The organism is Hyphomicrobium sp. (assembly GCF_035548195.1).
Lineage (GTDB): Bacteria > Pseudomonadota > Alphaproteobacteria > Rhizobiales > Hyphomicrobiaceae > Hyphomicrobium_B.
Window position 1 is genome coordinate 1 of the sequence record NZ_DASZTY010000036.1, and the last position, 24060, is coordinate 24060.

21 protein-coding genes and 1 pseudogene are annotated in these 24060 nt (G+C 59.0%); 8 read left to right on the forward strand and 14 right to left on the reverse strand.

Translation table 11 applies throughout. The annotated features are described in order from the left end of the window. The 5 genes and pseudogenes from VHB22_RS14970 to VHB22_RS14990 all read left to right on the forward strand — a co-directional run. Positions 1-375: pseudogene (locus VHB22_RS14970) on the forward strand (porin); the annotation flags it as partial. Positions 376-513: 138 nt separating this feature from the next. Then, positions 514-1689 carry a VWA domain-containing protein gene (locus VHB22_RS14975; RefSeq protein ID WP_325457786.1) on the forward strand — a complete coding sequence of 392 codons (1176 nt, stop codon included), beginning with the start codon at positions 514-516 and terminating at the stop codon, positions 1687-1689. Positions 1690-1820: 131 nt separating this feature from the next. After that, positions 1821-2330 (forward strand): hypothetical protein, encoded by a 510-nt coding sequence (locus VHB22_RS14980; protein ID WP_325457787.1) that lies wholly within the window; start codon positions 1821-1823, stop codon positions 2328-2330. Between the two features lie 69 nt (positions 2331-2399). Next, positions 2400-2765 carry an ABC transporter permease gene (locus tag VHB22_RS14985; RefSeq protein WP_325457788.1) on the forward strand — a complete coding sequence of 122 codons (366 nt, stop codon included), beginning with the start codon at positions 2400-2402 and terminating at the stop codon, positions 2763-2765. Positions 2766-2873: 108 nt separating this feature from the next. Next, positions 2874-4109 (forward strand): GNAT family N-acetyltransferase, encoded by a 1236-nt coding sequence (locus VHB22_RS14990; protein ID WP_325457789.1) that lies wholly within the window; start codon positions 2874-2876, stop codon positions 4107-4109. Positions 4110-4121: 12 nt separating this feature from the next. Here VHB22_RS14990 and VHB22_RS14995 read toward each other — a convergent pair whose 3' ends face one another. The 3 genes from VHB22_RS14995 to VHB22_RS15005 all read right to left on the reverse strand — a co-directional run bounded on the left by VHB22_RS14995 (position 4122) and on the right by VHB22_RS15005 (position 6108). Continuing rightward, positions 4122-5183 carry an NAD(P)/FAD-dependent oxidoreductase gene (locus tag VHB22_RS14995; protein ID WP_325457790.1) on the reverse strand — a complete coding sequence of 354 codons (1062 nt, stop codon included), beginning with the start codon at positions 5181-5183 and terminating at the stop codon, positions 4122-4124. Positions 5184-5207: 24 nt separating this feature from the next. Beyond that, the gene (locus VHB22_RS15000; RefSeq protein ID WP_325457791.1) at positions 5208-5528 is read right to left on the reverse strand and encodes a 2Fe-2S iron-sulfur cluster-binding protein; all 321 of its coding nucleotides are present in this window, start codon (positions 5526-5528) and stop codon (positions 5208-5210) included. A 175-nt stretch (positions 5529-5703) separates the two neighbouring features. After that, on the reverse strand, positions 5704-6108 hold the full coding sequence (locus tag VHB22_RS15005; RefSeq protein WP_325457792.1) for an Hpt domain-containing protein: 405 nt from the start codon (positions 6106-6108) through the stop codon (positions 5704-5706). A 363-nt stretch (positions 6109-6471) separates the two neighbouring features. Between VHB22_RS15005 and VHB22_RS15010 the strand changes: the two genes are divergently transcribed. Continuing rightward, positions 6472-9180 carry a hypothetical protein gene (locus tag VHB22_RS15010; RefSeq protein ID WP_325457793.1) on the forward strand — a complete coding sequence of 903 codons (2709 nt, stop codon included), beginning with the start codon at positions 6472-6474 and terminating at the stop codon, positions 9178-9180. A 59-nt stretch (positions 9181-9239) separates the two neighbouring features. Then, the gene (dgcA, locus tag VHB22_RS15015) at positions 9240-10217 is read left to right on the forward strand and encodes an N-acetyl-D-Glu racemase DgcA (protein ID WP_325457806.1); all 978 of its coding nucleotides are present in this window, start codon (positions 9240-9242) and stop codon (positions 10215-10217) included. Here dgcA and VHB22_RS15020 read toward each other — a convergent pair. Beyond that, entirely contained in the window at positions 10206-11420 is a 1215-nt protein-coding gene (locus tag VHB22_RS15020; protein WP_325457794.1) for an MFS transporter, read from the reverse strand. The two genes, dgcA and VHB22_RS15020, sit on opposite strands and share 12 nt — an antisense overlap. Before the next feature lie 171 nt (positions 11421-11591). Here VHB22_RS15020 and VHB22_RS15025 point away from each other — a divergent pair, with 171 nt between their 5' ends. Further along, positions 11592-12140 (forward strand): hypothetical protein, encoded by a 549-nt coding sequence (locus tag VHB22_RS15025; RefSeq protein ID WP_325457795.1) that lies wholly within the window; start codon positions 11592-11594, stop codon positions 12138-12140. Between the two features lie 73 nt (positions 12141-12213). Here VHB22_RS15025 and VHB22_RS15030 read toward each other — a convergent pair whose 3' ends face one another. The 10 genes from VHB22_RS15030 to VHB22_RS15075 form a co-directional block, all read right to left on the reverse strand. Next, on the reverse strand, positions 12214-13446 hold the full coding sequence (locus VHB22_RS15030; RefSeq protein WP_325457796.1) for an OmpP1/FadL family transporter: 1233 nt from the start codon (positions 13444-13446) through the stop codon (positions 12214-12216). Between the two features lie 403 nt (positions 13447-13849). Further along, a complete protein-coding gene (gene thiD, locus VHB22_RS15035; protein WP_325457797.1) occupies positions 13850-14677 on the reverse strand; it encodes a bifunctional hydroxymethylpyrimidine kinase/phosphomethylpyrimidine kinase in 828 nt (275 codons plus the stop codon). 28 nt (positions 14678-14705) lie between these two features. Next, positions 14706-15503, reverse strand: coding sequence for a cytochrome c biogenesis protein CcdA (locus VHB22_RS15040; RefSeq protein WP_325457798.1), 798 nt, complete (start codon positions 15501-15503; stop codon positions 14706-14708). 13 nt (positions 15504-15516) lie between these two features. After that, positions 15517-16713 carry a phosphoglycerate kinase gene (locus VHB22_RS15045; protein ID WP_325457799.1) on the reverse strand — a complete coding sequence of 399 codons (1197 nt, stop codon included), beginning with the start codon at positions 16711-16713 and terminating at the stop codon, positions 15517-15519. Positions 16714-16759: 46 nt separating this feature from the next. Beyond that, positions 16760-18772: a transketolase gene (gene tkt, locus VHB22_RS15050; RefSeq protein ID WP_325457800.1), complete on the reverse strand. Its 2013-nt coding sequence runs from the start codon at positions 18770-18772 to the stop codon at positions 16760-16762. Positions 18773-18925: 153 nt separating this feature from the next. Beyond that, positions 18926-20767, reverse strand: coding sequence for a monovalent cation:proton antiporter-2 (CPA2) family protein (locus VHB22_RS15055; RefSeq protein WP_325457801.1), 1842 nt, complete (start codon positions 20765-20767; stop codon positions 18926-18928). A gap of 153 nt (positions 20768-20920) precedes the next feature. Beyond that, positions 20921-21478 carry a PQQ-dependent catabolism-associated CXXCW motif protein gene (locus VHB22_RS15060; protein ID WP_414652748.1) on the reverse strand — a complete coding sequence of 186 codons (558 nt, stop codon included), beginning with the start codon at positions 21476-21478 and terminating at the stop codon, positions 20921-20923. 196 nt (positions 21479-21674) lie between these two features. Next, positions 21675-22622 (reverse strand): substrate-binding domain-containing protein, encoded by a 948-nt coding sequence (locus VHB22_RS15065; protein WP_325457803.1) that lies wholly within the window; start codon positions 22620-22622, stop codon positions 21675-21677. Between the two features lie 181 nt (positions 22623-22803). Beyond that, positions 22804-23385 carry a c-type cytochrome, methanol metabolism-related gene (locus tag VHB22_RS15070; protein WP_325457804.1) on the reverse strand — a complete coding sequence of 194 codons (582 nt, stop codon included), beginning with the start codon at positions 23383-23385 and terminating at the stop codon, positions 22804-22806. Between the two features lie 284 nt (positions 23386-23669). Next, positions 23670-24060 (reverse strand): PQQ-binding-like beta-propeller repeat protein (locus VHB22_RS15075; RefSeq protein WP_325457805.1); only part of this gene is annotated, 391 nt, incomplete at its 5' end.

Consider the following 24060-nt stretch of genomic DNA (forward strand, 5'->3'; position numbering starts at 1 on the left):
AACTACTACAACAATGCCTACGGTGGTCTTGACTCGAACAATACCTACTACATCAAGGGTGGTATTCGTCAGCGTTGGAACCCGCTTGGCCACACGGTGCTGTACGGCGAGTATGAGCGCGCCCAGAACCACAACTCGGCGACGGGAGCCTTCGTGGACGGAGTGTATGTTCCAGGCGACAACGGTGCCGGTCTGGACTTTATCGGCAGCTCAGAAGTCCGCATGTGGGGCCTTGGCGCAGTCCAGGAAATCGACGCGGCGGCCATGTCACTGTGGATCAAATATCGTAACGTAGACGCCAGCACGAGCGGCATCAACGCCTTCGATACCGATCGCTTCAACGAAGTCACCGCTGGCGCTCTGATCAACTTCTAATTCGATCAGAAAGCCTGGAAATACAGGAAGCCGCCCCTCACCGGGCGGCTTCTTCGTTTTGGGAAACCCGATGCCGGCGACACCGCAATTCCCTTACGCCGCGTTGCACTGCTTCCCTGCTGCGCTACATTCGCAGTCATGTTCGAAACGTTTTTCACAGAGCTGCGCGCCGCCAAAATCCCGGTCACGCTCAAAGAGTATCTGACGCTCCTCGAGGCGGTCGGTGCAGGCGCAGCAGGGACGCGCGTCGAAGACTTCTATTACCTCTCCCGCGCCGCGCTCGTGAAAGATGAGCGCAATCTCGATCGCTTCGACCAAGTCTTCGGACATGTCTTCAAGGGCCTCGAACTGACATCGGAAGCCATTACGGCCGAGATCCCCGAAGAATGGCTCCGTCGCCTCTCCACGCTCCATTTGACCGAGGAAGACAAGAAGCGCATCGCCGAGCTTGGCGGTTGGGACAAAATCATGGAGGAGCTGAAGAAGCGCCTCGCCGAGCAGAAAGAACGCCACCAGGGCGGTAACAAGTGGATCGGAACGGGCGGCACATCGCCCTTCGGCGCTTATGGCTATAATCCCGCAGGCATTCGGATCGGCCAACACGAAAGCCGTCATCGCCGCGCGATCAAGGTTTGGGACAAGCGTGAATTCAAAGATCTCGCAGGAACGGCCGAGATCGGTACGCGGACGATCAAGGTTGCGCTGCGCCGGTTACGCCAATTTGCGCGCACAGGCGCTGCTTTGGAACTGGACCTCGAAGGCACCGTCCGAGGAACGGCGGAGAAAGGCTACCTCGACGTCCGTATGCGCCCAGAGCGGCACAACACGGTAAAGCTTTTGATGTTCTTCGATATCGGCGGGTCGATGGACGATCACGTCAAGGAAGTCGAAGAGCTCTTCTCCGCGGCGCGGTCCGAGTTCAAGCATCTTGAATATTACTACTTCCACAACTGCCTCTATGAGAGCGTGTGGAAGGACAATGCTCGCCGCTACACCGACAAGACCGACACGTGGCAGGTGCTCAATACCTATCCCGCCGACTACAAGGTTATTTTCGTCGGCGACGCCTCGATGAGCCCCTATGAAATTACCGTCCCCGGCGGCTCCGTCGAACACATGAACGACGAACCCGGGGCGCTTTGGCTGAGCCGCGTGACGGACATCTACAAGCACGCCATATGGCTCAATCCGGTGGACCAGCGCCATTGGGATTGGACCCCGTCGATCGGCATGGTCGCGAGCCTTATGGGCGGCCGTATGTACCCCCTAACGCTAGACGGGCTGGATGCTGGCATGCGCGCCCTGATGCGTTAAGCCAGCGGCTTCGAGTGCTCGTGCTGAGCCCTCCTTGTGCAAACTCCCGGAGAAGTTCCCGCGAATAGTTGACCTGACGCCCGGCGTGCGCCATTTGAATAGGCACGCGGGGAAGACGGGGATAATCGCAGATGCAGATTGCACGAATTCTGTTCGTGGGCTTGGCGGCTGCGTGCCTTGGCGGCTGCGGCGCCAGCCTGCCGAGCATGTCGACAGGTTCGCTCTTCGGAGGCGGTGCTAAAGCTGCCAATTCCGTCGATCGCAACAACGATCCGGTCGAACGCACGATGGACGTCGCAGCGACTTCGGCGCGTGCTCTGAAGTGCGGCTATAACTTCGATCCGGTCAAACTTAAGAACGACTTCCTGACGTCCCAGACAGCGGCGAATCCGGCAGACGCTGCAAAGCTGACGCAGATCTATGACGCATCTTTCAACAGCGTTTCGAAAGCCGTTGCTGCCAACGCCTCGTATTGCTCGGCGGAGCGAACCGCGAAAATAAAGTTCGCGCTGAACCGCCATCTTGCTGGCGACTACACGCCCTCCCCTCCGGAACCTAAGGAGGACGACAGTTTGTTCGGCAGCTGGGGAGGCTCATCGCCCGATGGGCATGGTGCCGATATGAAGGCAGTGTTCGAATAGAAACGGACGCTTTGAACGTCCGGCGAATGTCTCTGCATTCCTGCTCAAAGCGCCTCGGATTTCAATCGCGTGCAGCAGATTCTCTGGGCTGAAATCGTCGTCAAGGCCGTTGTCGGCGTTTTATTGATCGTCGCACCATTGGCGTCGGCGTCTATTCTCGGCCTGCAAAGGCCCGACGCCGGGTTTTGGCCTCGCATCCTAGGTGGCCTGTCCGCCGGTATCGCAGCGGGGGTCTGGATCGGTTTGGCATTTCCCAATGTCCACGGCTCCATCGGGCCTGCAGGATTGATCCCTGTCAATTTCGGGGCCGCGGCGACGTTGATTGCGCCGCTCATCCTCGGGCATGCCGCGCCTTCGCGACGAGGCAAGCTCGTCGTCGCGGTCTGCGCTGTCGTCCTTCTCGCTTTCGGCTTTCTCGAAATTGCACACCTCTAAGGCAAGCGTTCACGGATCCTCCGTAACCGTCGCCTAACGATTGCGAGCTAAAACCCCACCATCTCCAGCGCGTCAACCATCGCGCGATCATCTCATGCAAAGGCTGCCATGGACGCCGCTGTCCGCTCCCTGACCTCGCTCGATATCCCGCGGGCCGATAAGCCTGACACGCCGCATTTAACTTCCGCAGCCGGTGCGGCCGATGTCGAACTGGCACTGATCAGCGATCGGAAAGCCTTCGATGCTCTCGAAGACGAGTGGAACGCGCTGTTCGAACGTGCTGGAAAATCCATTCATGTCTTCCAAACGTTCAATTTCTGCTGGCACTGGGCTAGCCATTATCTCGCGGACACGAGCGCAAATGCCGGTACGAAACTCTCGATTGTCACGGGCCGTCGCAATGGCCGTCTGATAATGATCTGGCCGCTCGTCTCGGAGCGAACGCACGGCGTGACGCAAACCTTCTGGCTCGGGGAGCCCGTCGCGCAATACGGCGATGCGCTTGTCGATCCGGAACCCGACGCCGAGGCTATACTGCGCGCCGGTCTCGCATTCGCCAGGCGGCACGTTGCGTCGGATGTCCTGCGCCTCCGCCGTGTGCGCGCCGATGCCAATGTCGCCGGGTTGTTCGCGGACGCAGGCGCCTCGATCGCAGACCGCCAGATTGCGCCCTACATGGATCTGTCGAGTGCGAAGGACTTCGCTGCGTTCGAAGAACGATTTTCAAGCCGAGCTCGCAGGAACCGCCGCCGGTTGGCGCGTCGCCTCGAAGAAAAAGGCCCGATCGAATTCGTCCGGCTACATGGCGGCGTGAACGCCGGTGACCTTGCTGCCGATGCAATCGCCGTCAAAGCCGAGTGGCTCAAGGACCGCGGACTCGTTTCAAATGCGCTCAGCGATCAGCGCACCACTTCGCTTTTTGCAGATCTAGCAGCCGGACGCGAAAAGCCGGTTCCCTGCGTGGTCTCGGCGCTTAAAAGCAATGGGGAGATCGCCGCATACGAAGTCTCGTTCACGTGCAAGGGGCGTCTCGTTATTCACGTGATGGCGTTCAAGCTCGACTTCGAGAAAGCCGGCGTTGGCGTTCTATTGCTTGAGCAGAACCTAAAGCAGGGATTTGTCGAGAACCTTGCCACCTATGACATGATGGCGCCGGGGGATCCCTACAAGCTCGATTGGTGCGATAAATCAGAGGCGGTTGTCGACTGGGTGATGCCGACGAGCCTGAGAGGATTTCTTTATGCGCGTGTCTATCTCGGATTTTTGCGCCCGCGCCTAAAGTCGGCGCTTAAAGCCATTCCGCAGCCGCTTCGCCGCATTCTCCGCAACGTCGCGGCCGCTTAAGAGGCCACGCGCCTACTTTACGCCGAGCTTCTTCTGCAGACTCGAAGACGACGTCGTGTACTGAAACATCAGCTTTTTGTCCGGGTAGACGATACGGTGCGCGGCCTGGGCCATAAGCGCCGCCTCGTGGAATCCTGACAGGATGAGTTTCAGCTTTCCCGGATACCAATTGATGTCGCCAATCGCGAAAATGCCCTTTTCGCTTGTCTCGAACCGCTCGGTATCGACCTTTATAAGGTTCTCATGAAGATTGAGCCCCCAGTCCGCCACCGGACCGAGTTTCATCGTCAGGCCGAAGAACGGTAACATCGCGTTGCACGGCACGCGCTCGGAACCATTCGCAGTTTTGATCAGTACTGCTGACAATTCTCCGTTCGCACCCTCAAGTTCGGTCACCTGCCCGATCATCAGCCGGACGGATGCTTCCTCAACGAGCGCGCGCATCTTTTCGACCGAATGCGGAGCGGCGCGAAATTCGTCACGGCGATGGACCAGTGTCAAACTTTTTGCGACGTGTGCCAAATTGAGCGTCCAATCGAGGGCGCTGTCGCCGCCTCCGACGATCACGACGTCCTTGCCGCGCATCGATTCAATCTTGCGAACGGAATAAAAGACGGATTTGCCCTCGTACGTTTCGATACCCGCGAGCGGCGGCCGCTTCGGTGTGAACGATCCGCCGCCCGCCGCGATGACGACGACCTTCGCTAGGAACTCGCTTCCACCATCGGTCGTCAGGCGAAACCGTCCATCGGCTTGGCGGCTGAGCGTGTCTATTCTTTCGTTGAAATGAAATTGCGGGCCAAACGGCTTGATCTGCTCCATGAGCCGGTCCGTCAGCTCTTGGCCGGTAACGGTCGGGAGAGCCGGAACGTCATAGATGGGCTTTTCGGGATAAAGCTCGGTGCACTGTCCGCCGGGACGATCAAGAATATCGACGACGTGCGCTTTCATATCGAGCAAGCCCAGCTCGAAGACGGCAAACAATCCGCACGGCCCTGCGCCGATCACGATGGCATCGGTCTCGATCATTTCTGAGCTTTTTGGCGCATCCGGCGCCGCCGTCGTCACGTTCATTCTGTGCCCGCTACTTACCCGCTATTAGAACTGCTTCGCCGGTACCCGGACGACCAGGCCATCGAGCGCGTCGCTGATCTTGATCTGGCACGACAGCCGACTTTCTTCCCGCACATCGAACGCGAAATCGAGCATGTCCTCCTCCATTTCGGAAGGCTTACCCGTCTTCTCGCGCCAGCTTTCATCGACATATACGTGACACGTCGCGCAGGCGCACGCTCCGCCGCATTCCGCTTCGATGCCCGGGACGTCGTTGAGCTTCGCGGCCTCCATGACAGTTAAGCCGTTTTCCGCCTCCACCGTCTGGCTTTCGCCGTCGGGCTGGATGAACGTGATCTTCGTCATGGTTAAGTGCGCGTCCTATCGCTATTTCGCAAATCCGAAGGCGAGCGTAGATTCTCGGCGGATTGGGAGATTTATACGGGTAGCGCGCACACTTAGAGCCACCCTGGCGGCATTTCAAGCCGAACGGCGGCTCCGGGCCTGAGACATGACGCTCAAGCCTCAATAACCGTGGAAATTACGGGCGCTCGTTTAGCCCGTAGGTCGCCTGGATGAAGCTTCGCGCCTCGGACGCAGCCTCCTGCAAACGGCAAATCGCATCTGCGCGAACCTCAGCATCCGCTCCGTAGGTCAGCTGCTCGGCTTCCTGCGCAATATCGCCGAGCCGGAAGGCGCCGACAGCCCGGCTGGAGCCCTTCAACGTGTGCGCGGCAACCTTCCAATCGCGTTGGTTTGCGGCTGCACGTAGTGCTGCAATCGTTTCAGGCAGCTGCGCGAGAAATAGCGAAAGTATCTCCTTTTCAAGCGCCTGATCGCCGAATGTATATCGGCGGAGGTGCTGGATATCGAGGGGACCGCTTGCGGCCGGAACTGCATCATCCGAAGCCGGAGCTTCCGTTGGCCGTCTTGCGATTGCTTGCATCGTTCGTCCCAGATCCGCCGCCCCAACGATATCCGCTGAGAATTCAAACCATAGCAAACCTTGAATAACCCTGGGTAAAACCCGGCTTTCTATTTCGAACGACCACGGAAAAAGATATTTAACATAGCCTTTTACCTCGGCCGCGTTCCATATGAAGATGGCCCCCGCCAGCAGCTTTGCCCCAATCTGGCCTTAAAGCACGCGACCCGGCGGCTAACCGCCTAAATTGTATGGACATTTCTTATGATTACCATTGTCTTTCCATTTTGCGGAGAGTTGAAAGTCCGATAGGGTGTGGTGGGAGTTCCGGCTGACCTGCGCGCACGGGTCATTTCCGCCGGTTCGAGTGGGGGGCGTTGCGCAATGTCGCAAGATCAAATTGCGAAACTGATGGCCATTGCGGGTCGGACTCCGGCAGCAACTCCGGTAGAGCCGAGCTTTGGCCCGCCGTCGGACAACGATCCACCTACGCTTGGCGCGCCTGCACTGCCGCCGCCGTTACTTGGCGGCGAGCCCGCGGATTCGCCCAAAGTCGAGAAGCCAGTGGCTCCTCCCGTTGTCGCGCAATCCGACGATCCTCCGGCACGCCGCGTTGCGCGGCGCCGACCTGCAGGACCGGTGCGGGGCAAGATTGCCGCCAATGACGACGTCCCGAGTATCGGCGGTCTGATCTATGCGCTGGAACAGAAACCATCCAGTAAAGTCTTCCGCCTCGCAACCATAGGCAGCATCGTTTGGGCCGTCGGCGGTTTGACGCTCGGCGCCCTGGCACTGGCACCAAAATGGCACGAAGGCGCGTCTCTCATGACGCTGCTTATGCAGCCAGCAACGCTCTACACGGCAACCGCAGTCGTGGCGCCGATCGGCATCATCTGGCTTCTTGCGCTTCTCAGCTGGCACGTCGCGTCGCTGGCGCTCAAATCATCGACGATGAGCGAGGTCGCGATCCGCCTTGCGGAGCCGGACCGGACGGCGGAGCAATCGATCGCCAGCCTCGGCCAAGCCGTTCGCCGGCAAGTATCGTTCATGAATGACGCTGTGTCCCGTGCGTTGGGCCGCGCCGGTGAACTTGAAGCCCTGGTCCACAATCAAATTGCCGAGCTTGAGCGCTCCTATGAGCAAAACGAGCAGCGCATCCGCGATCTCATCAAGGAACTCGGCGGCGAGCGTCACGCGCTCGTCGACACCTCGACCAGCGTTACCGAAACGCTTCGGACGCTCGGCACCGAAATTCCGACGCTGATCGAAAAGCTTTCTACACAGCAGCTTACACTTTCAAAAATCATCAACGACGCCGGATCGAACCTCGCAAACCTCGAAGGCTCGCTAGCGACCGCGACCGGTCGCTTCGAAGGCACGGTCGGCGCGCGAACGCAGCAATTGCAGACGGTTCTCGAAGACTACACGTCGGCATTTGCAACCGCATTGGGCGCCAGAACCGAGCAGATGCGCCTGACATTCGACGGTTACATGCAAACCCTCGACACTACGCTCGGCAACCGCACGGAAAATTTGCAGACTGTATTCGAGGAGTATGCACTTGCGCTCGATACGACGCTCTCGAACCGCGCCCAGGCTCTAGATATCCAGCTCGTCGAACGCACCAAATCTCTGGATGAAGCGTTCCAGAAGCGGCTTGAGCTCTTCGATGATCAGATCATGCGTTCGACGTCGGCCATCGATACGGCGGTCAGCGAAAAGGCGTCGCTGCTCGGCAATGCGCTGGAGCTGCATGCGCGCTCATTCCAAGAGACGATGGCGCGGCAGGCCGCAGAACTCGACGATTCTGTCATGAACGGCATCAGTGCCGTTCATCGGACGAGCGAAAACATCACGCGCCAGACGATGAAGGCGATCGACGGTCTGGCAAAGCAGTCCAGCGCGCTGCAGGACGTCGCCGAGAATTTGTTTGCGCAAATCCACGGCGTCACCGACCGGTTCGAGAACCACGGCGAGAAGATCTTGAAAGCGGCCAACGTGCTCGACACAGCGAATCTTCGGATCGAGTCGACACTTCAGTCGCGCCATGCGGAGCTTAGCAACACACTCGACCGCCTATCGGGCAAGGCCGACGAATTCGGACGCACGATCGCAGGCTATTCGCACAACCTCGAAGACTCCTTCTCCAGCATCGAACATAAAGCGCGTGCAATTGCAGAAGAGCTTCGTGACGGTGCCGAAAGCCGGACGCGTGTCCTGATGGCCGAACTCGATCGCGTCAAGAACGAGACCGAAGCCGAAAGCAACCGCGCGCTTTCCGATTTGCGCGCCCGCTTCCATAGCGTCTCGGGTGACCTGTCGCGCGAATTCGAAGAGTTATCGTCGCGTCTCGCATCGCAATCCGATGAGACGCGTCAACGCGCGGCCGAGGCAGCGGCGACGCTCGCCCAAGAGCAAGCCCGTATCCGAGAGGAAGCCGCGCGCCTCCCGCATTCGACACGGGAAACCGCCGAATCCATGCGCCGGGCGCTCCAAGACCAACTTCGCGCCATCGAGCAACTCAACCAGATTTCGAAGCGCGCCAACGCCCCACGCGATGTCGTTCGCCCCATTGCAGGTCCGAGCCAGAGGACTGGTGTTTCGCTATCATCCGCACTCGTGCAGCAGGAAACGGCTCCAAGCCGTGGCAAGAGTTCTTCAGCTCAAGAGGGGCGTGAGGGCTGGTCGCTCGGCGACCTCCTGGCGCGCGCCTCCGAAGACGACGCACATGCTACTGCCGCGCCGCCGCCAGCCGCTGCGCCGGTACGTCTCGACATCGCAACGATTGCGCGGGCGCTTGACCCTGCGACAGCCTCGGCGATCTGGGGCCGCATCCGCGCGGGACAGCGTAACGTCCTCGTCCGCAGTATCTACGCACCGGAAGCACGGACGCTTTTCGATCAAATCTCAAGCCGCATCCGAATGGACAGCGATCTCGAACAGTCGATATTCCGTTATCTGTCGGACTTCGAGCGGATCATCAAGGATGCCGAAGCCCGCGACCCGAGCGGTCGGACCGCTCAGAACCATCTGGTCTCGGATACCGGACGGGTTTATCTCTTCCTCGCCCACGCTGCGGGACGCATCCGCTGAGAACCATTCACGGACGCAACGCTTTGGTCGTGAGCGGCGAAACCAATCCCGGCCTCTTCATGTCCACTTTCCGCATTGCAGCCTGCAGCGAAACCTGGCCGCTGAAAGACGCTTTCACCATTTCGCGCGGGTCGAAAACAGCCGCGCACGTCGTCGTCGTTACCGTGAGCGACGGGGTACACGCAGGACGCGGCGAAGCTGTGCCTTATGCGCGTTACGGCGAAACGGTCGACGATGTTTTGACCGAAATCACACAGCTAGCGTCCACCATTTGCGAACACAGCGATCTGGGCCGGGCGTTGAAGCCCGGCGCGGCCTTGAACGCTCTTGATTGCGCATTCTGGGATTTCGAGGCGAAACGCACCGGAAAAAGCGTTGCCGCACTCGCAGGTTTAGCCGAGCCGGTCGCAAAGCTCACCGCCTACACCATCAGCCTCGATGCACCAGACGCCATGGCGGCGAAGGCCGCCGGAGCCCGCGATCTTCCCCTTTTAAAACTCAAGCTTGGCGGAGAAGGCGACGCCGATCGCATGCGTGCCGTCCGCAGAGCGCGCCCCGATGCGCGCTTGCTCGTCGATGCCAATGAATCCTGGACGCCGGACGCCCTCTTAGCGCTGATCGCCGTTGCCGCAGAGTGCGATGTCGAGGTGATCGAGCAACCCCTTCCCGCAAGCGCCGATGGGGCGCTCCGATCCGTCGTGCATACCGTACCCATTTGCGCCGACGAGAGTATTCACACCGCCGATGATCTTGACCGCCTCGACGGTCTTTATGATGCGGTGAACGTCAAACTCGATAAGGCCGGAGGGCTGACCGGCGCGATTGCTCTTTCCAGGGAAGCGCGGCGGCGCGGTCTCAAGATGATGATCGGTTCGATGGTCGCCACATCTCTCGCAGTCGCGCCAGCGATGCTTCTTGCAGCCGATGCCGATTGGATCGATCTCGACGGCCCGCTTCTGCTGGCGCAAGATCGAACGCCACATCTGACAATTCGGAATGGTATCGTATTTCCGCCCGATCCAGCGCTATGGGGCTAATTTCTCGGCATGCGGTGCCAGCATACCGCCGTTCCAAATTTGCAAAAGCCGCAGGCCCGCACCAAGGGCAATCACCGATAACGCGGCCATCACCAAATACGAAGCCGGACCGGCAATAGCATAAACGTAGCCGGCCGCGAGCGTGGCAATTCCCATCGCAACTCCGGCGGAAACGGTGGCATAGAGAGCCTGAGCACTTGCCGACTTATCACGCGGTACGAAGTCGTGGATAAAATGCATCGCACCTATATGGGTTGCGCCGTATGTCACGCCGTGCAGAAGTTGCAGGGGCACCAACATAAAAAGTGAGGGCTCCGCCGCGAGCGCCAGCCAACGCACGATCGACGCGGCTGCGCCAACAACAATCAATTGCGCGGCCCCAAATTTTCCGGCGACGTAGCTGGAGAACGTAAAGAGCAGCACTTCCGCAAAAACGCCTATTGCCCAGAGCGTGCCGCACCACGCAGCCGACAGTCCCTGTTTCTGCCAAAGCAAGGTGCCGAACGTGAAGAATGCCGCGTGGGCCGCCTGGGCAAGTCCGCTCGCCATAAGAAAGAGCTGAAACTCCCGGCAGGCGAGAAGCGCACGAACTTCCGTCGCCTTCCAAAGTGGCGGAGCGACGGCGCCCGGTTCGCGTTCGCGGCATTGTTGTGACGGGACATTATAAGAGGCGATAAGCGTGAGGACGCAGCCTGCCGCAATGAGCCAGATACCCGCGCCGCGCCCAAATGCCGTGATTGCGATGCCACCGGCAAAACTGGCCGCTACGAAGCTGAGCGAGCCCCAGAGCCTGAGCCGCCCATAGTCGAGGCCCCGCGCACGCGCGCCCTGCACGGCGATGGTGTCGATCAACGGCATGCTGGTCGAATTGGAAACGGTAAGGAGCACGGTGAGAATAAGAATGGCCCAGAACGAGGCCGACTGTGTCAGTCCCAGGACAAATACGATTGCGCACCACGCGAGAAGGATAAGGTATCGGCGATGGTCCCCGCCGCGATCGGAGGCGGCGGCAACGACCGGGGTCACGAATGCCCGTAGAAAGAGGGGCGCGGCAATGATCGTGCTGATCTCGCTTGCCGTCAGACCTTTGTAGTCGAGCCACAAAGGCATGAACGGCACGTACATGCCGTAGACGACGAACAGCGCGCCGTAGAACACGGCCACAGGCAGCACGAACCTTTGTCCGCGATCGTTTGGAAGCATGCGCGCAGCCCGAAAAATGCTCAGAGTTTGTTCATTCTCATAGGTGGCCGATGCGAAATAGATACGGCTTTCGGCTCTGCACGGCTTATCCTCCACAACCGAGCCCCTCCCCCTGAACGATCAGCGAGAATCGCATATTCGTTGAGCGTTTTTGCGGAGCACAATACGGTCATGCAGCCTTTTTCTTCACCTGTAGCGGACGATACTGAAACCGAGTACAGGGCGATTGAGACAACGCTTCTCGAAACGGCACGCGGACGATGGTTTCTCGCCGAGCACGGCAGGCGGGCCCGCCGGCTCGACAGCAACCTGCTGGAAGACGCGATCCGGCGCCTGCAAAGTTCCCTGCGCGAACCGCCAGCGCTCCTCGGCCAACTCAAAGCTGAAATCGAGACCGTCAAAGCGTCCCTCGCCGAAACGCGCGCAAATCTCATGGCCAAGCCGACGGTCGACGAAAGCATCCTGCCGACGCATGCCATCCTCAAGGCGGCAGAAGATATTCACGATATCGCCTGGTCGTTGCAGGCGAACCCGTTCGATCCGAAGGGCTGCGAAGAAATCGCCCGCAATGCCGGTAAGCTCTACGCCATGAGCCAATCGCAGGCGGGCCAATCGAGACGCGCAGTCGCGGCGGCGACCACGCTCGATGCCGCGGCAAGCAAGCTCGAAGGGATCCTTGAAAGTGTTTTGCACGAGTTGAAGGTCGACGACGCGGCCTGACGTACGCTTGTCCTTCCAAAAAATCAAACCGGGCGTTGGCCCGGTTTTTTATGTTGCAACTTGTTCCGCTGGATCACCACTTCGTTCGCAAACCGACCGAGAACAGGTCGACAGCCGCCTCGACATCGCCCTGGAAGGGACCGATGCCGGTCGGCGTGTAGAGATCAACGCCGCCGTCTTCGATGAACATGTGCGAATAAGCGATGTCGATCGTCATCGCCTCGCTCCATTTGTAGCTCGCACCGAAGCTCAGCCAAACTCGATTGTTGTCAGGAATTTGCACCAGACGCTTGGTTGCGCTGTCGATGGGCGACAGCTCGTAGGCAACGCCGGAGCGAAGTGTCAGAGAGGGCGAGTAATCGTATTCGCCGCCAACAGAGAAAAACCAGCCATCGTCCCAGTTGGCTTCGGTTTTCAGGCTGCCGCCCGGCGTCGTAAGCGTCAGATCCTTGAACCGGCTCCAATTCGACCATTGAACCGTGCCAAGCAAGCGCGTTGTCGGCGTCATCTCTTGCCGCAAGCTCGCCGTGACGATGTCTGGGAGATCGATGGTGCCGACGGCCGGAACAACCGTACCCGCCGTCAACACATCAGAATGAAAAGTGCCGTCAAGGTCGTGCGTCATCTGCGATCGGTAGCCAACACCGATCGTCGTGGTGCTGGTCGGCTGTAGCGTGATACCTGCCGTGCCGCCGAATGCCCAATCGGTGCCTCCGAACTGTGCCACCGTCCCCGGAGAATCCCGGAACTGCAATTTGCCCTGCGCCCACTCGATCTGAACGCCGGCACCGATGGTGATGCCCGGAGCCACACGGTAAGCGATCGTCGGGTTGGCATTGATCGTGAGAAGCTTGCTCGTTACGCCGAGATAGGAGCCGGGATAATTGATATTCTCAGGCTTTGTCGCCAATCCGAACGGCGACGTGATCGCCATGCCGAGCCACAAGTCGGGTGCGAACTGATAAGCGCCGTAGCTGTCGCTGGTTGTCGCGTCGATACCAATGTTGCCGCTGCGGCCCGTTCCAAGTGGCGAGTTTTTGATGTCGATATCGCCATATGGCAGGACGAGCGTGTAAGACGACTCCGTGTTGAATCCCGGAAATTGTCCTGTTGCCGCGGGGTTCCAAAACATCGACCCAAGGCTGCCGCCTGCGGCAGAGCCGGCCGACGCCGATCCCATAAAGACGGTCGACTGCTCATGAATATCGAAGCCACCGGCGAAGGCGCTTGGGCTGGCCAAAGCCATTGCGGCAGAGACGACGCCGGTAACACGCAACGCATGCGATAGATAACGTGGAAACGGCATCGTTCTTGCCCCCTCGGAAGCGTCGGCGAATTGCCGGATCGCTCAGTGCAGCGCCCTTCCGCTATTTTGACACAATAGCTGCATCGCGCCTCAACCCCACGCGACTTTCGAACAGGATATCAGCGAACTGGCGAGAAAATCGGCACCTGTGCCAGCTGCGCAACAAAAAACCGGCCCGCCGTAAGCGGACCGGTTTTTGCCAAGCCCCATTCTACCCTATGGAACGAGCTTGGCTCTCCCCCCGGAGATCTTGACCGGCATCACGTGCCGGAGCCGCGCGCAAATTGCCAAAGTGAAGACGCGGCCGCAAGTCTTGTTGCCATTGGAAAGAATATCAGTCGGCTGCGTAGATGCTCGTTCGCCACAGATGAAGTTGCGTTGCAACAAACTCAATCTGCAGAGCTCATAGTTCAAGCGTCCGTGGCCGAGGCTCAAAAAGATGGTCCACCGGGCCGCAACCGTGTCCGATCCTCCGCAGCGCGCCAGACTTCAACGCATTCCAGACGAAGGCTTTACCGGCCGATACTGCCTCCCGAAGCTGCAGCCCCAGCGCCAGGTTCGCGGCAATAGCGGCCGAAAGCGTGCAGCCGGTCCCGTGCGTGTTGCGCGTGTCGATCCACGGCATTTGCAGGACGTGGTGATCTTTTCCATCGAACAGAACGTCCACTGCAGCGGTCCCCGCGACGTGTCCGCCTTTCAAGAGAACGGCGCCGCATCCTAGCTCCATCAATGCCACAGCTTGTGCTCGCATATCTGCTTCCGAATTCGCTTCATGAGCGTTCAACAGCTTTGCCGCCTCGGGAATGTTCGGTGTAATGAGGAACGCACGCGGAATGAGATCGGCCCGTACGCACTGAATAGCATCCGGATCAAGGAGAACATCGCCGCTCGTCGCGACCATCACCGGATCGACGACCACTCGCGTGCAGGGCACGCCGGCAAGCATCCGAACGACTGTTTCGACAATCGATGCATCGCCGAGCATTCCTGTCTTGATCGTTGAAACCGCGAGATCGGACGTGACCGATTGGAACTGCGCCGCGATAAATTCCGGCGGAACGCCGAAGACGCCGGAAACTCCTGTCGTATTCTGCGCGGTCAGCGCCGTGATGACAGAAGCTCCATAGACTCCGAGGGCCGAAAACGTCTTTAGATCGGCCTGAACCCCTGCGCCTCCCGATGGGTCGGAACCGGCGATCGTCAAAGCGATCGGAGGCTGTTCGGCTGCCATTGGCTCCATCCGAATGCGATGCGAGGATTTACGGCGTTCCTTGCTTCAGTATTTCGCTTCCGAGGTTGGCCGGCGTAATCATCGACTCAACGCGCGCCAAGCTCGGAAAATGCTCGATCATCCACTGGCTGAACCAATTCTGCGCCCCGAAGATGAAAAGCAAGCCCGTAACGATCAACAATAGGCCCATGATCTTTTCAAGCGTGGTGAAATGCTTCTTGAAACGTTTCATGAATCCGAGGAAAGGCCGGATCGCAACCGCTGCGAGAACGAATGGAATGCCGAGTCCAAGCGAATAGACGAACAGAAGCTTCACGCCCGCCCATAGACTCGTTTCGCTCGCGGCCAACGTCAATACGGTCGCGAGCACCGGACCGATGCATGGCGTCCATCCGAATGCAAACGCAAGACCCATGATATAGGCGCTGACGAAATTCGCTTCTTCCGACGACGTGGAATATCGCGCTTCGCTGTAGAGCAATGGAATTCGGAAGACGCCGAGAAAATGCAGGCCAAAGATCACAATCACGACGCCAGCAATCGTTCCGAGTGCGCCACGATAGGACAGCAGTACCTGGCCTATTGTGCTCGCTCCGGCGCCAAGCGCCACAAAAACGGTCGTGAAACCCAGCACGAAAAATAGTGACGCGATCACCACCCGCACCCAGACGCGCCGGTCAACGGCGTCCTCGCCCGTCAACTGATCGAGCGTCGTTCCGCCAATGTATCCAAGATAGGGGGGGACCAGCGGCAGCACACAGGGCGAGAGAAAGCTGGCGAACCCCGCGAGAGCAACTCCGATATAGATATGAGCGTCTGCAAACATGAATGTGGTCTCTTTACTGCGTCAATGCCGCGACGCCCGGCAACTCGCGGCCTTCGAGCCATTCGAGGAAAGCGCCGCCAGCCGTCGAAACGTACGTAAAGTCCGCAGTTGCTCCGGCGGCGTTCAATGCCGCGACCGTATCACCGCCGCCCGCAACGGAGACAAGCTTTCCCGCCTTAGTCAGGGCCGCAGCAGTGCGCGCCAGCGAAAACGTGCCTTCGCCGAAGGGCGAGATCTCGAAAGCCCCCATCGGGCCATTCCAGAGCAACGTTTTCGTGCTCGCCAACACCTCGGAGAGATGCGCGATGGATTGCGGCCCGATGTCGAGGATCATGGCGTCAAACGGCACGTTGCCGACATCGACGATCTCGTTCGCCGCGCCTTCTTTGAATTCCCGCGCGACGACGGCATCGACAGGCAGAATGATCTCGCATCCTTTTTGCTTGGCTTCCGACAAGATGTCCCGCGCAGTCGCGTCGAACTCCGGCTCCGAGAGCGACTTGCCGATCATCGTGCCCATCGCCTGCAAAAACGTGTTGGCCATACCGCCGCCGATGATCAGCTTATCGACTTTGCCGACCAGATTGGTCAGCACCGGAATTTTGGTCGAAACCTTAGCGCCGCCGACGACAGCAGCCGTTGGCCGCTGCGGTTTCTCAAGCGCCGTCCGTAGCGCCGCGATTTCTTCCATAAGCAGCGGACCGGCGTAAGACGGCAAATGATGCGTCAGTCCTTCAGTCGACGCATGCGCCCGGTGCGCGGAAGAAAAAGCATCTTCGATGAAGAGATCGCCGAGCTTGGCCAATTCTTCCGCAAATTCGGGATCGTTCTTTTCCTCACCCTTGTGGAAGCGAAGATTTTCAAGCACTGCGATGTCGCCATCCTTCAAGGATTGAATGGCGACGGCAGCTTTCTCTCCAATGCAATCTTCAGCGAATGTAACGGAAGATCCCATTAAACCTTGCAGCGCGGCCGCAACGGGTCTGAGCGAAAGCGAGGGATCGATGCCTTTAGGACGTCCGAAATGAGAAATGACGACGACCTTCGCGCCACGCGATGCCAACGCCTTCAACCCCGGGACGAGACGTTCGAGGCGCGTTGCGTCGGTGACGTTGCCGTCCTTGATCGGCACATTGAGGTCGGCGCGGACGATCACACGTTTCCCCGCGACGTTTATGTCGTCCGTGGTTTTCAGCTTGTCCAGGTTCATGCGATTTACCAGTACGTTTTTAGTCTCGCGGCGTTACGCCTGACATTTACGCTGACTTCGAACCGATGGCCTTACGCGCAACTTCGGAGACGTGCTCGGGAGTAATGCCGAAGTGCGCATAAAGCTTCGTTGCGGGCGCCGATGCCCCGAAGCCCGACATGCCGACGAACGCGTCACCCTTTCGCAGCCATTCGTACCAGGACTGTGCAATCCCTGCTTCGATCGCGATGCGCGGTGCTTCGCCAAGCACCTGATCGCGATAGTTCTCCGGTTGCGCCCGAAAGAGTTCGAATGACGGCATAGACACGACGGCGGCTGCTATGCCGTCCTTCGCCAAGACGTCGGCTGCATCGACAGCAATTCCAACTTCCGAGCCGGTCGCGAGCAGGGTGACGTCGCGCTTTCCGTCGGGCGCTTTCAGAAGGTAACCACCCTTTGCGCTCAGGTTCTCGGCATCCGCGTTTCGCAGGTTCGGAACTGCTTGCCGCGACAGCGCCAACACCGACGGACTCCTCTTGGCTGCTATAGCCAGTTCCCAACATTCCGCCGTCTCGATGCCGTCAGCCGGGCGGAAGACATTCAAATTCGGAATCGCGCGCAGCGCGCTCAAATGCTCAACGGGCTGGTGCGTCGGCCCATCTTCGCCGAGCCCGATGGAATCGTGCGTCATGACGTAGATGACGCGCTGCTGCATGAGCGCGGAGAGCCGGATCGACGGACGACAATAATCGGTAAATACGAGGAACGTGCCGCCGTAAGGAATGAACGAGCCGGACAGCGCAATGCCGTTCATGGCCGCTGCCATGCCGTGTTCACGCACGCCGTAATGGATGTAATTGCCGCTGAAGTTATCAGGTGTGATGGATGTGTGGTGCTTCGTCCGCGTTCCGTTCGATCCTGTCAGATCAGCCGAGCCGCCAATCAATTCCGGCAACGCTGGGACCAAATGTTCGATCGCCAATTGCGACCAGACGCGCGTCGCACGTTTCGCGGTGTCCGATGCGAATGCCGACTTCGCCTGCGAAATCGCCGTGGCGACTGCGCTATCAATGTTCCGACCATTGATCAACGCTTTTGCATCGCTGCTCGCGGCGCTAAGACGCTTCGTCCAATCCGCGCGGACCTTGGCTCCGCGCGCCCCCAGCGCGCGCCACGCCGAGAGAATATGATCGGGAATGTCGAACGGCTGATACGGCCAATCAAGACGTTCGCGCGTGGCTTTGATTTCGTCGACCCCCAGCGCCTCTCCATGCGCAGAAGACTTGCCTGCTTTATTCGGTGAGCCGTAGCCAATCATCGTCTTGCAGGCGATCAGCCAAGGTTTTGAGGAATCCGCCTTCGCGGTCTTGAGCGCGGACGCAACCGCCTCCGGATCGTGCCCATCGACACGCGCGGTATTCCACCCGGACGCTTTGAAGCGCTCGATCTCGTTATCGGATACGGCAAGGCTCGTAGCACCATCGATCGAAATCGAATTGTCGTCCCAAAGAACGATCAGCTTTCCAAGCTTCAAATGTCCTGCGAGTGAGATCGCTTCCTGGCTGATGCCTTCCATCAGACAGCCGTCACCGGCAATGACGTAGGTGTTGTAGTTGATGAGATCTTCACCGACGCGCGCGGCGAGCAACCGCTGAGACATCGCTATGCCGACTGCGTTGGCGATCCCCTGCCCTAACGGCCCGGTCGTCGTTTCGATGCCGGGCGCGTGCCCATATTCCGGATGCCCGGCGGTTTTCGAATTAAGCTGACGAAAATTCTTGAGTTCTTCGATCGTCATTCCGGGATAGCCGGTCAGATGCAGAAGCGCATAAAGCAGCATCGATCCATGGCCTGCCGACAAAACAAAGCGATCGCGATTAGGCCACGCCGGGTCTGACGGATCAAACCTCATTGCCTCGTTGAAAAGGACGGTCGCGACATCCGCCATCCCCATAGGCATGCCGGGATGACCGGAGTTCGCAGCTTGTACCGCGTCCATCGCGAGCGCGCGGATAGCATTGGCCATATCGCGTACGCTCGGGGCCGGCGACGTCACCGCCTTCGTCTGGGCTTTGGTCATGATTCCGTCAGTCCCGTCTTTGGCCTCTCAAGGCACTGTCTTAAAGTTTTGACGGACATTTACCGGGCGAATGTTGAGCCGTCTACCGCGGTCGTCGGCCCATGGACAGGGAAAATCCCAGCATTCCAGGGATTGGCATCCAAAGACCAAGTGTCACGCAGCACCAACGCGGGATTTGGCCTTGGACTCTTTCTGGTTTTTCTCTTCCTGCGCCATCTTAGCCTCCTCGATTTCGTCCTCCTGGAAGAGCTTTTCGAGCATGGCCTGATAAGTCTGGGCACGCTCGACGAGCTTTTCGGCGTCCGAGGCGAGTTTGTAATCTTCATTCAGGCGACGCTCGTCATGGTCGCGGAAGGTATTGACAGTCCGATCGGCGACCCGGTTGGAATAGCCAAGGCCCAGAAGCAAAAGTCGGGTTAAGTCGAGAGACGCCAAGAACGTCTCGCGCCGCAATTCCGTGACGCCGAGATCGAGCAATCGCATAGCGTGCATGCGATCCCGCGCCCGCGCGTAAATCGGCACGTGGGGATAATGTGTCTTGACGATCTCGGCGGCCCGCATCGATGCCTCGACATTGTCGATAGCGAGCACGAACGCGCGAGCCCGGCCGGTCTGCGCCGCTTCAAGAACCTCCGGCCGGCTGGCATCGCCGAAGAACGCCTTATTGCCAAAGCGTTTCACGAACTCGATTTGTTCGGCGCTGATATCGAGCGCCGTAAACGGGATGCCCTTGGCGCGCAGGACGCGAGCAGTAATCTGCCCGAACCGGCCGAATCCTGCGATCACCACATGACCGTCGTTCTCAGGCAGGGAATCGTACGCGCGCTGTGGAGCTTTGCTTTTTTTCGAGAGCAAGCGGTCAAGCATGAGGAGAATGGGCGTCAGCGCCATCGATAATGTGACGACGACCGCGAGAATTTCGGACGGTTGAGAACCGAGCACGCCCGCTGCCCGTCCAACCGATAACAATACGAATGCAAATTCTCCGCCTTGTGAAAGCGCAAACGCCAATCGTCGTGCTGGGGCGGCTTCCAAGCCCTGCCATCGGCCGAGAAGGAAAAGAATAATCGCTTTCGCCGCGATGAGGGATGCGGTGAGCGTCGCGATGAGTACAGGCTCTGAAATCAGCAATCGAAGATTGAGCGACATCCCGATTGCGGTAAAGAAGATACCGAGAAGCAAGCCTTCGAACGGCGCAATGTCCGCCTCGAGCTCGTGGCGATAACTGCTTTCGGCAAGCAGGGCACCTGCGATGAAGGCTCCAAGCGATGCGGAAAGTCCCACGGACTCCATAATCAACGTGACGCCGACCACGGTCAGCAGAGCCGCTGCGGTCATAGCCTCCTTAACCTTCGAGAGCGCGACGAGACGCAACAGTACATCGAGGACGTAACGTCCGACGAAAACGACCGCGGCGATCGTCGCAAGACCTTTTGCGAAAGCGAGGTAGTCGATTTGGGGAACAGCATGCTTGGCGGTAACCGCGAAATACGGCGCCAGCGCAATCAGCGGGATTGCTGCGAGGTCTTGGAAGAGAAGTACCGAGAATCCGAGGCGCCCATGTCGCGTATTAAGGTCACCGTTTTCTTCCATCACCTGAAGGGCGAACGCCGTCGATGACAGCGCCAATGCCGCTCCGGCGAATAGCGCCGGCTGCCATTGCGTATTGAAAAATACGGCACCGATCACGGCGAGGACGAGGCCAGTCACCACGACCTGCGCGCTTCCCAGCCCAAAAACCGCCTGTCGCATAGCCCAAAGCCGTTTCGGCCTGAGCTCTAGGCCGATCAGAAACAACAGCAGCACGACGCCGAACTCGGCGAAGTGCAGGACCTGTTCGGCATCTTGCTCGGAGAACAGCGCGCCCGCTCCGAACGGCCCGAGAAGAACGCCGGCCACCAGATAACCGAGAACCGCAGCTATCCCGAGCCAGCGTGCAAGCGGCGCGGCGAGGGCCAACGCGGCCAACAAAATCGCGAGTTCGTTGAGTGTCACGGGGCTTCCTTGTCCGATCTGCTGACGACAGGGGTGTTATCGCCGTAACCTACCCTGCGCCACGAGATCCGCCACCCCTCGCTCAACACGGGCGGGACAATCGACCCAAATCAGCGAGTGGGGTACAAAAATAGGCGCCGGGCTGCGCCAAACCTAGGGTAGCGGGTGGACTTCGTCGAGGAAACCGCCGCTTTCCTGCCAGCCGTCGCTGCCGTCTCTGTACCAATCAATGTTGGTATAACCGTAGCTCAGAGCCCGCTTTGCGGCATTCCAGCTCATCCAACAATTCTTCAGACAAAAAAAGACGAGTTCCTTGGATTTGTCGCCGTGGGTTAGCGTTTTGAGGTTGCGACGAAAATAAGCATCAATTTTGGGCGAGAGGACACCGTAGCCTACGTTCGGCAGCCAGACGGCATTTTCGATGGATCGATGTGTCGTCTCGCGCCAGAGCGTTCCCGCAGGAAGTCCAGCGGGCTTCGGCGGGTGCGGATAGACGTCGATAAAGACGGCAGATTTTTCCGACCAGAGTTTTTGTGCCTGCTCGTCCGAGAGAACGGTCGCGCCGTGGAGCGTCAACGGTACGGGGCTGCGGTAATGGTCTGTCCGATAGGCTTCGGGCTCCGGCGGAAGCTGAACCGCAGCCTGAGAGTCCGCCGAAGAAATTGCGATACCAGCGGCCCGCGCGGCGCCCGGCAACACATAGGCGAGCATGAAGCACGAGAACGCAAGCATCGGACAACGAACAAACCAGTCGATGTGTCGGCCTCTATATTTCAAGCAGCGTCTCAAGACCTGTCTCTGTGTCGCCTGCAAATGAGTCTTGCGTGCGGGCCTCTTGAGCTTCGCAAATAAACGCCGCCCGCGCAAAAGGTAGCGCGTTATCATATGCGCTACCTCGTTGCGAGCTTTACGGGGTCTTGGCGGGTGTCGCCGCTGCGCCTTTCGCGCCAGCGGGGATGGTGAACGATTCCGATGGACGCGGCTTTGTCACCATCTCCATCGATGTGTCATCGTCGACAAGAAGCGGAACGCCATAGTCGAGAAGCACTTTATCGATATCGCTGCGGCGCTTGCGGATGATGTCATTCAGTTGGCGCTTCCATGCGTCGTCGCCGTTACGGACACCCATCGTGATGCGGAACGCAATCTTGCCGGCGCCATGCTCTTTCAGCAGCGGAACGACGACGAGCTTCTCACCGCCGCGCGATGCCCAATAAGCTGCTATCGGGCCCCAGAGAACGCCGGCATCGACGGTGCCCTTACGAATGTCGTCAATCATGTCTTTGGCTGGATTGGAGTAGCGGCGATCGACGTTCATCGGATAACCATGGACATTGCCCATCAGTCCGTAGTGAGCAACGTAGTTGCCTCCAGGGGATCCCTGCTGGACTCCGATAACCTTGCCCTTGAGACGCGGATCGGCGAGCGTGTCCACGCCATCCAGCCCGGTGCCCTTTTTGTAGATCAGCGCCGACGTCGATCTATAGATGGCGTTCGTGTTGAGCACGATGTCATCGCCCTGCCCCCAACCGATAACCAGATCGCACCGCTTAGCCGCGAGCGTCATGCGAATGAAGCCCATCGACTTTGGAAACCATGTGTACTTGACGGGAACCTTCAGTTCGTCGGCGATGATATTGGCTATCTTGTTTTCAAAGCCCTCGCCTTTCTGGTTGGAGAACGGTAGGTCCGCCGGATCGGCGCAGACGCGAAGCTCCTGACGGTTTACGAGATTGGCACGCGGAACTTCGGCCGCTTCGGTTCTGCTCGCGGCTAAACCCGCAAGAATTCCGAGACTCGCCAGGGCCACGACCGGCGCAGTCGAGAAGACGCTTTTGAGCACTTGTTTCCTCACGTCGATACCTTCTTTGTTGTTTCAATGCGTATGTGCGTGCCGATCCCGATAAGCAAAAGGGGCATGCCGCAATACGACCTGCCCCCTCAGAGTACCTTCGCCGGTAGATATATTGGACGTCATCCCTCGCGCCGAGAGCAAAAGACGCATCAATATTTAGTGAGGTTACGAACCTGCAACGTCAGCCGGTGCATTCGTCCGCTGCCTTGCGCGCTCCATCGGAGATGTCTTCGCGGTTAGCCGGGCGTCCCGGGGGCATCGCATCGGTAGAACGGGCTTTGATGTAAGTGTAGATGTCGTCGATGTAGCACATGATGTTCTTGTCTTCGCCGAACGACGGCATGACGAACATCGTGCCACCCTTGTTTTCTTTCTTGCCACCAGCGACGGTCGCAAGGAAGGTGTTGTAATCCATGGTCTTCAATGAATCTTTCAGCGCGGGCGCAAACGAGCTGCCGAGAGCATTCGGGCCGTGGCAGACATGGCATGCATCGTGGTAGCGGCGGAAACCGTTCCAGGTTCCCCAGTCGACCATGTACTGCTTGGTGACGACGTACTGCGGATCTCCATCTTTGTTGCGATAGCGGATCCCGTCGAACGTATAACCCTGCTGCTTGGCAAGTTCTGACACCGGATCAGGCGGCGCCGTGCGATCTTTGATGTCTTTCGGCTGATCATCAGCGATCGACGGTGCGGAGAGAGCCATTGCCGCAGCCGTGCAGGACACCACCGCGACTGCGAGTCTTTTGCTGAACTTGTTCACGAGCTTCCTCTCATGTTGTCTCTTAGAAATATGCGCGGCTGTCGTTCCGGACCGCCTTCGCTGCTCTCGTATTCCAACTTGCGCCCTTCGCTCAAGAGATAACTTATGCCCAAACCATGACATGGCGGCGCACTTGAGCGCGTGAATTTCCTAGCTAATTCGCGGTCGGCCGTTGCGAGCTGAGTTCGCTCGAAAGGATTTTATTCGTTGTTAGTTCATGATCCGAAACGGCAAAAGGAGCCGGCGCAGGTCACCCTGCGCCGGCTCCGATTTCTAGCGCTCCACTATGGGAGAGCGAAGACTGTCAGCGATCCACCAAGGTTGGTGTACTGCTTGAGGCCAGCGTAGCCACCGACAGCACCCAGACCATCGGTCGGGTTCGTCAAGCCGGCTGCCAGACCGATACCGGCCCAACCGCCAACGCCCGAGAACACGGCGACGTACTGCTTGCCATCATGCAGATAGGTCATAGCGTTGCCGATGATGCCCGACGGCGTCTTGAACTTGAACAGTTCCTTGCCGGTCTTCTGGTCTACGGCTTTGAAGTAGCCTTCGAGCGTGCCGTAGAAGGCAACGCCGCCAGCTGTCGTCAGAGCACCCGACCAGACCGAGAACTGCTCAGGCTTCGACCAGACGATCTTACCCTTCGCACCATCCCAGGCGATGAAGTTACCC

Bases quoted from the DNA above. Each gene is read 5' to 3' on its own strand.
- VHB22_RS14975 (WP_325457786.1), top strand. From the start codon at position 514: ATGTTCGAAACGTTTTTCACAGAGCTGCGCGCCGCCAAAATCCCGGTC.
- VHB22_RS14980 (WP_325457787.1), top strand. From the start codon at position 1,821: ATGCAGATTGCACGAATTCTGTTCGTGGGCTTGGCGGCTGCGTGCCTT.
- VHB22_RS14990 (WP_325457789.1), top strand. From the start codon at position 2,874: ATGGACGCCGCTGTCCGCTCCCTGACCTCGCTCGATATCCCGCGGGCC.
- VHB22_RS14995 (WP_325457790.1), bottom strand. From the start codon at position 5,183: ATGAACGTGACGACGGCGGCGCCGGATGCGCCAAAAAGCTCAGAAATG.
- VHB22_RS15000 (WP_325457791.1), bottom strand. From the start codon at position 5,528: ATGACGAAGATCACGTTCATCCAGCCCGACGGCGAAAGCCAGACGGTG.
- VHB22_RS15005 (WP_325457792.1), bottom strand. From the start codon at position 6,108: ATGCAAGCAATCGCAAGACGGCCAACGGAAGCTCCGGCTTCGGATGAT.
- VHB22_RS15010 (WP_325457793.1), top strand. From the start codon at position 6,472: ATGTCGCAAGATCAAATTGCGAAACTGATGGCCATTGCGGGTCGGACT.
- dgcA (WP_325457806.1), top strand. From the start codon at position 9,240: ATGTCCACTTTCCGCATTGCAGCCTGCAGCGAAACCTGGCCGCTGAAA.
- VHB22_RS15020 (WP_325457794.1), bottom strand. From the start codon at position 11,420: ATGCTTCCAAACGATCGCGGACAAAGGTTCGTGCTGCCTGTGGCCGTG.
- VHB22_RS15025 (WP_325457795.1), top strand. From the start codon at position 11,592: ATGCAGCCTTTTTCTTCACCTGTAGCGGACGATACTGAAACCGAGTAC.
- VHB22_RS15030 (WP_325457796.1), bottom strand. From the start codon at position 13,446: ATGCCGTTTCCACGTTATCTATCGCATGCGTTGCGTGTTACCGGCGTC.
- thiD (WP_325457797.1), bottom strand. From the start codon at position 14,677: ATGGCAGCCGAACAGCCTCCGATCGCTTTGACGATCGCCGGTTCCGAC.
- VHB22_RS15040 (WP_325457798.1), bottom strand. From the start codon at position 15,503: ATGTTTGCAGACGCTCATATCTATATCGGAGTTGCTCTCGCGGGGTTC.
- VHB22_RS15045 (WP_325457799.1), bottom strand. From the start codon at position 16,713: ATGAACCTGGACAAGCTGAAAACCACGGACGACATAAACGTCGCGGGG.
- tkt (WP_325457800.1), bottom strand. From the start codon at position 18,772: ATGACCAAAGCCCAGACGAAGGCGGTGACGTCGCCGGCCCCGAGCGTA.
- VHB22_RS15060 (WP_414652748.1), bottom strand. From the start codon at position 21,478: ATGCTCGCCTATGTGTTGCCGGGCGCCGCGCGGGCCGCTGGTATCGCA.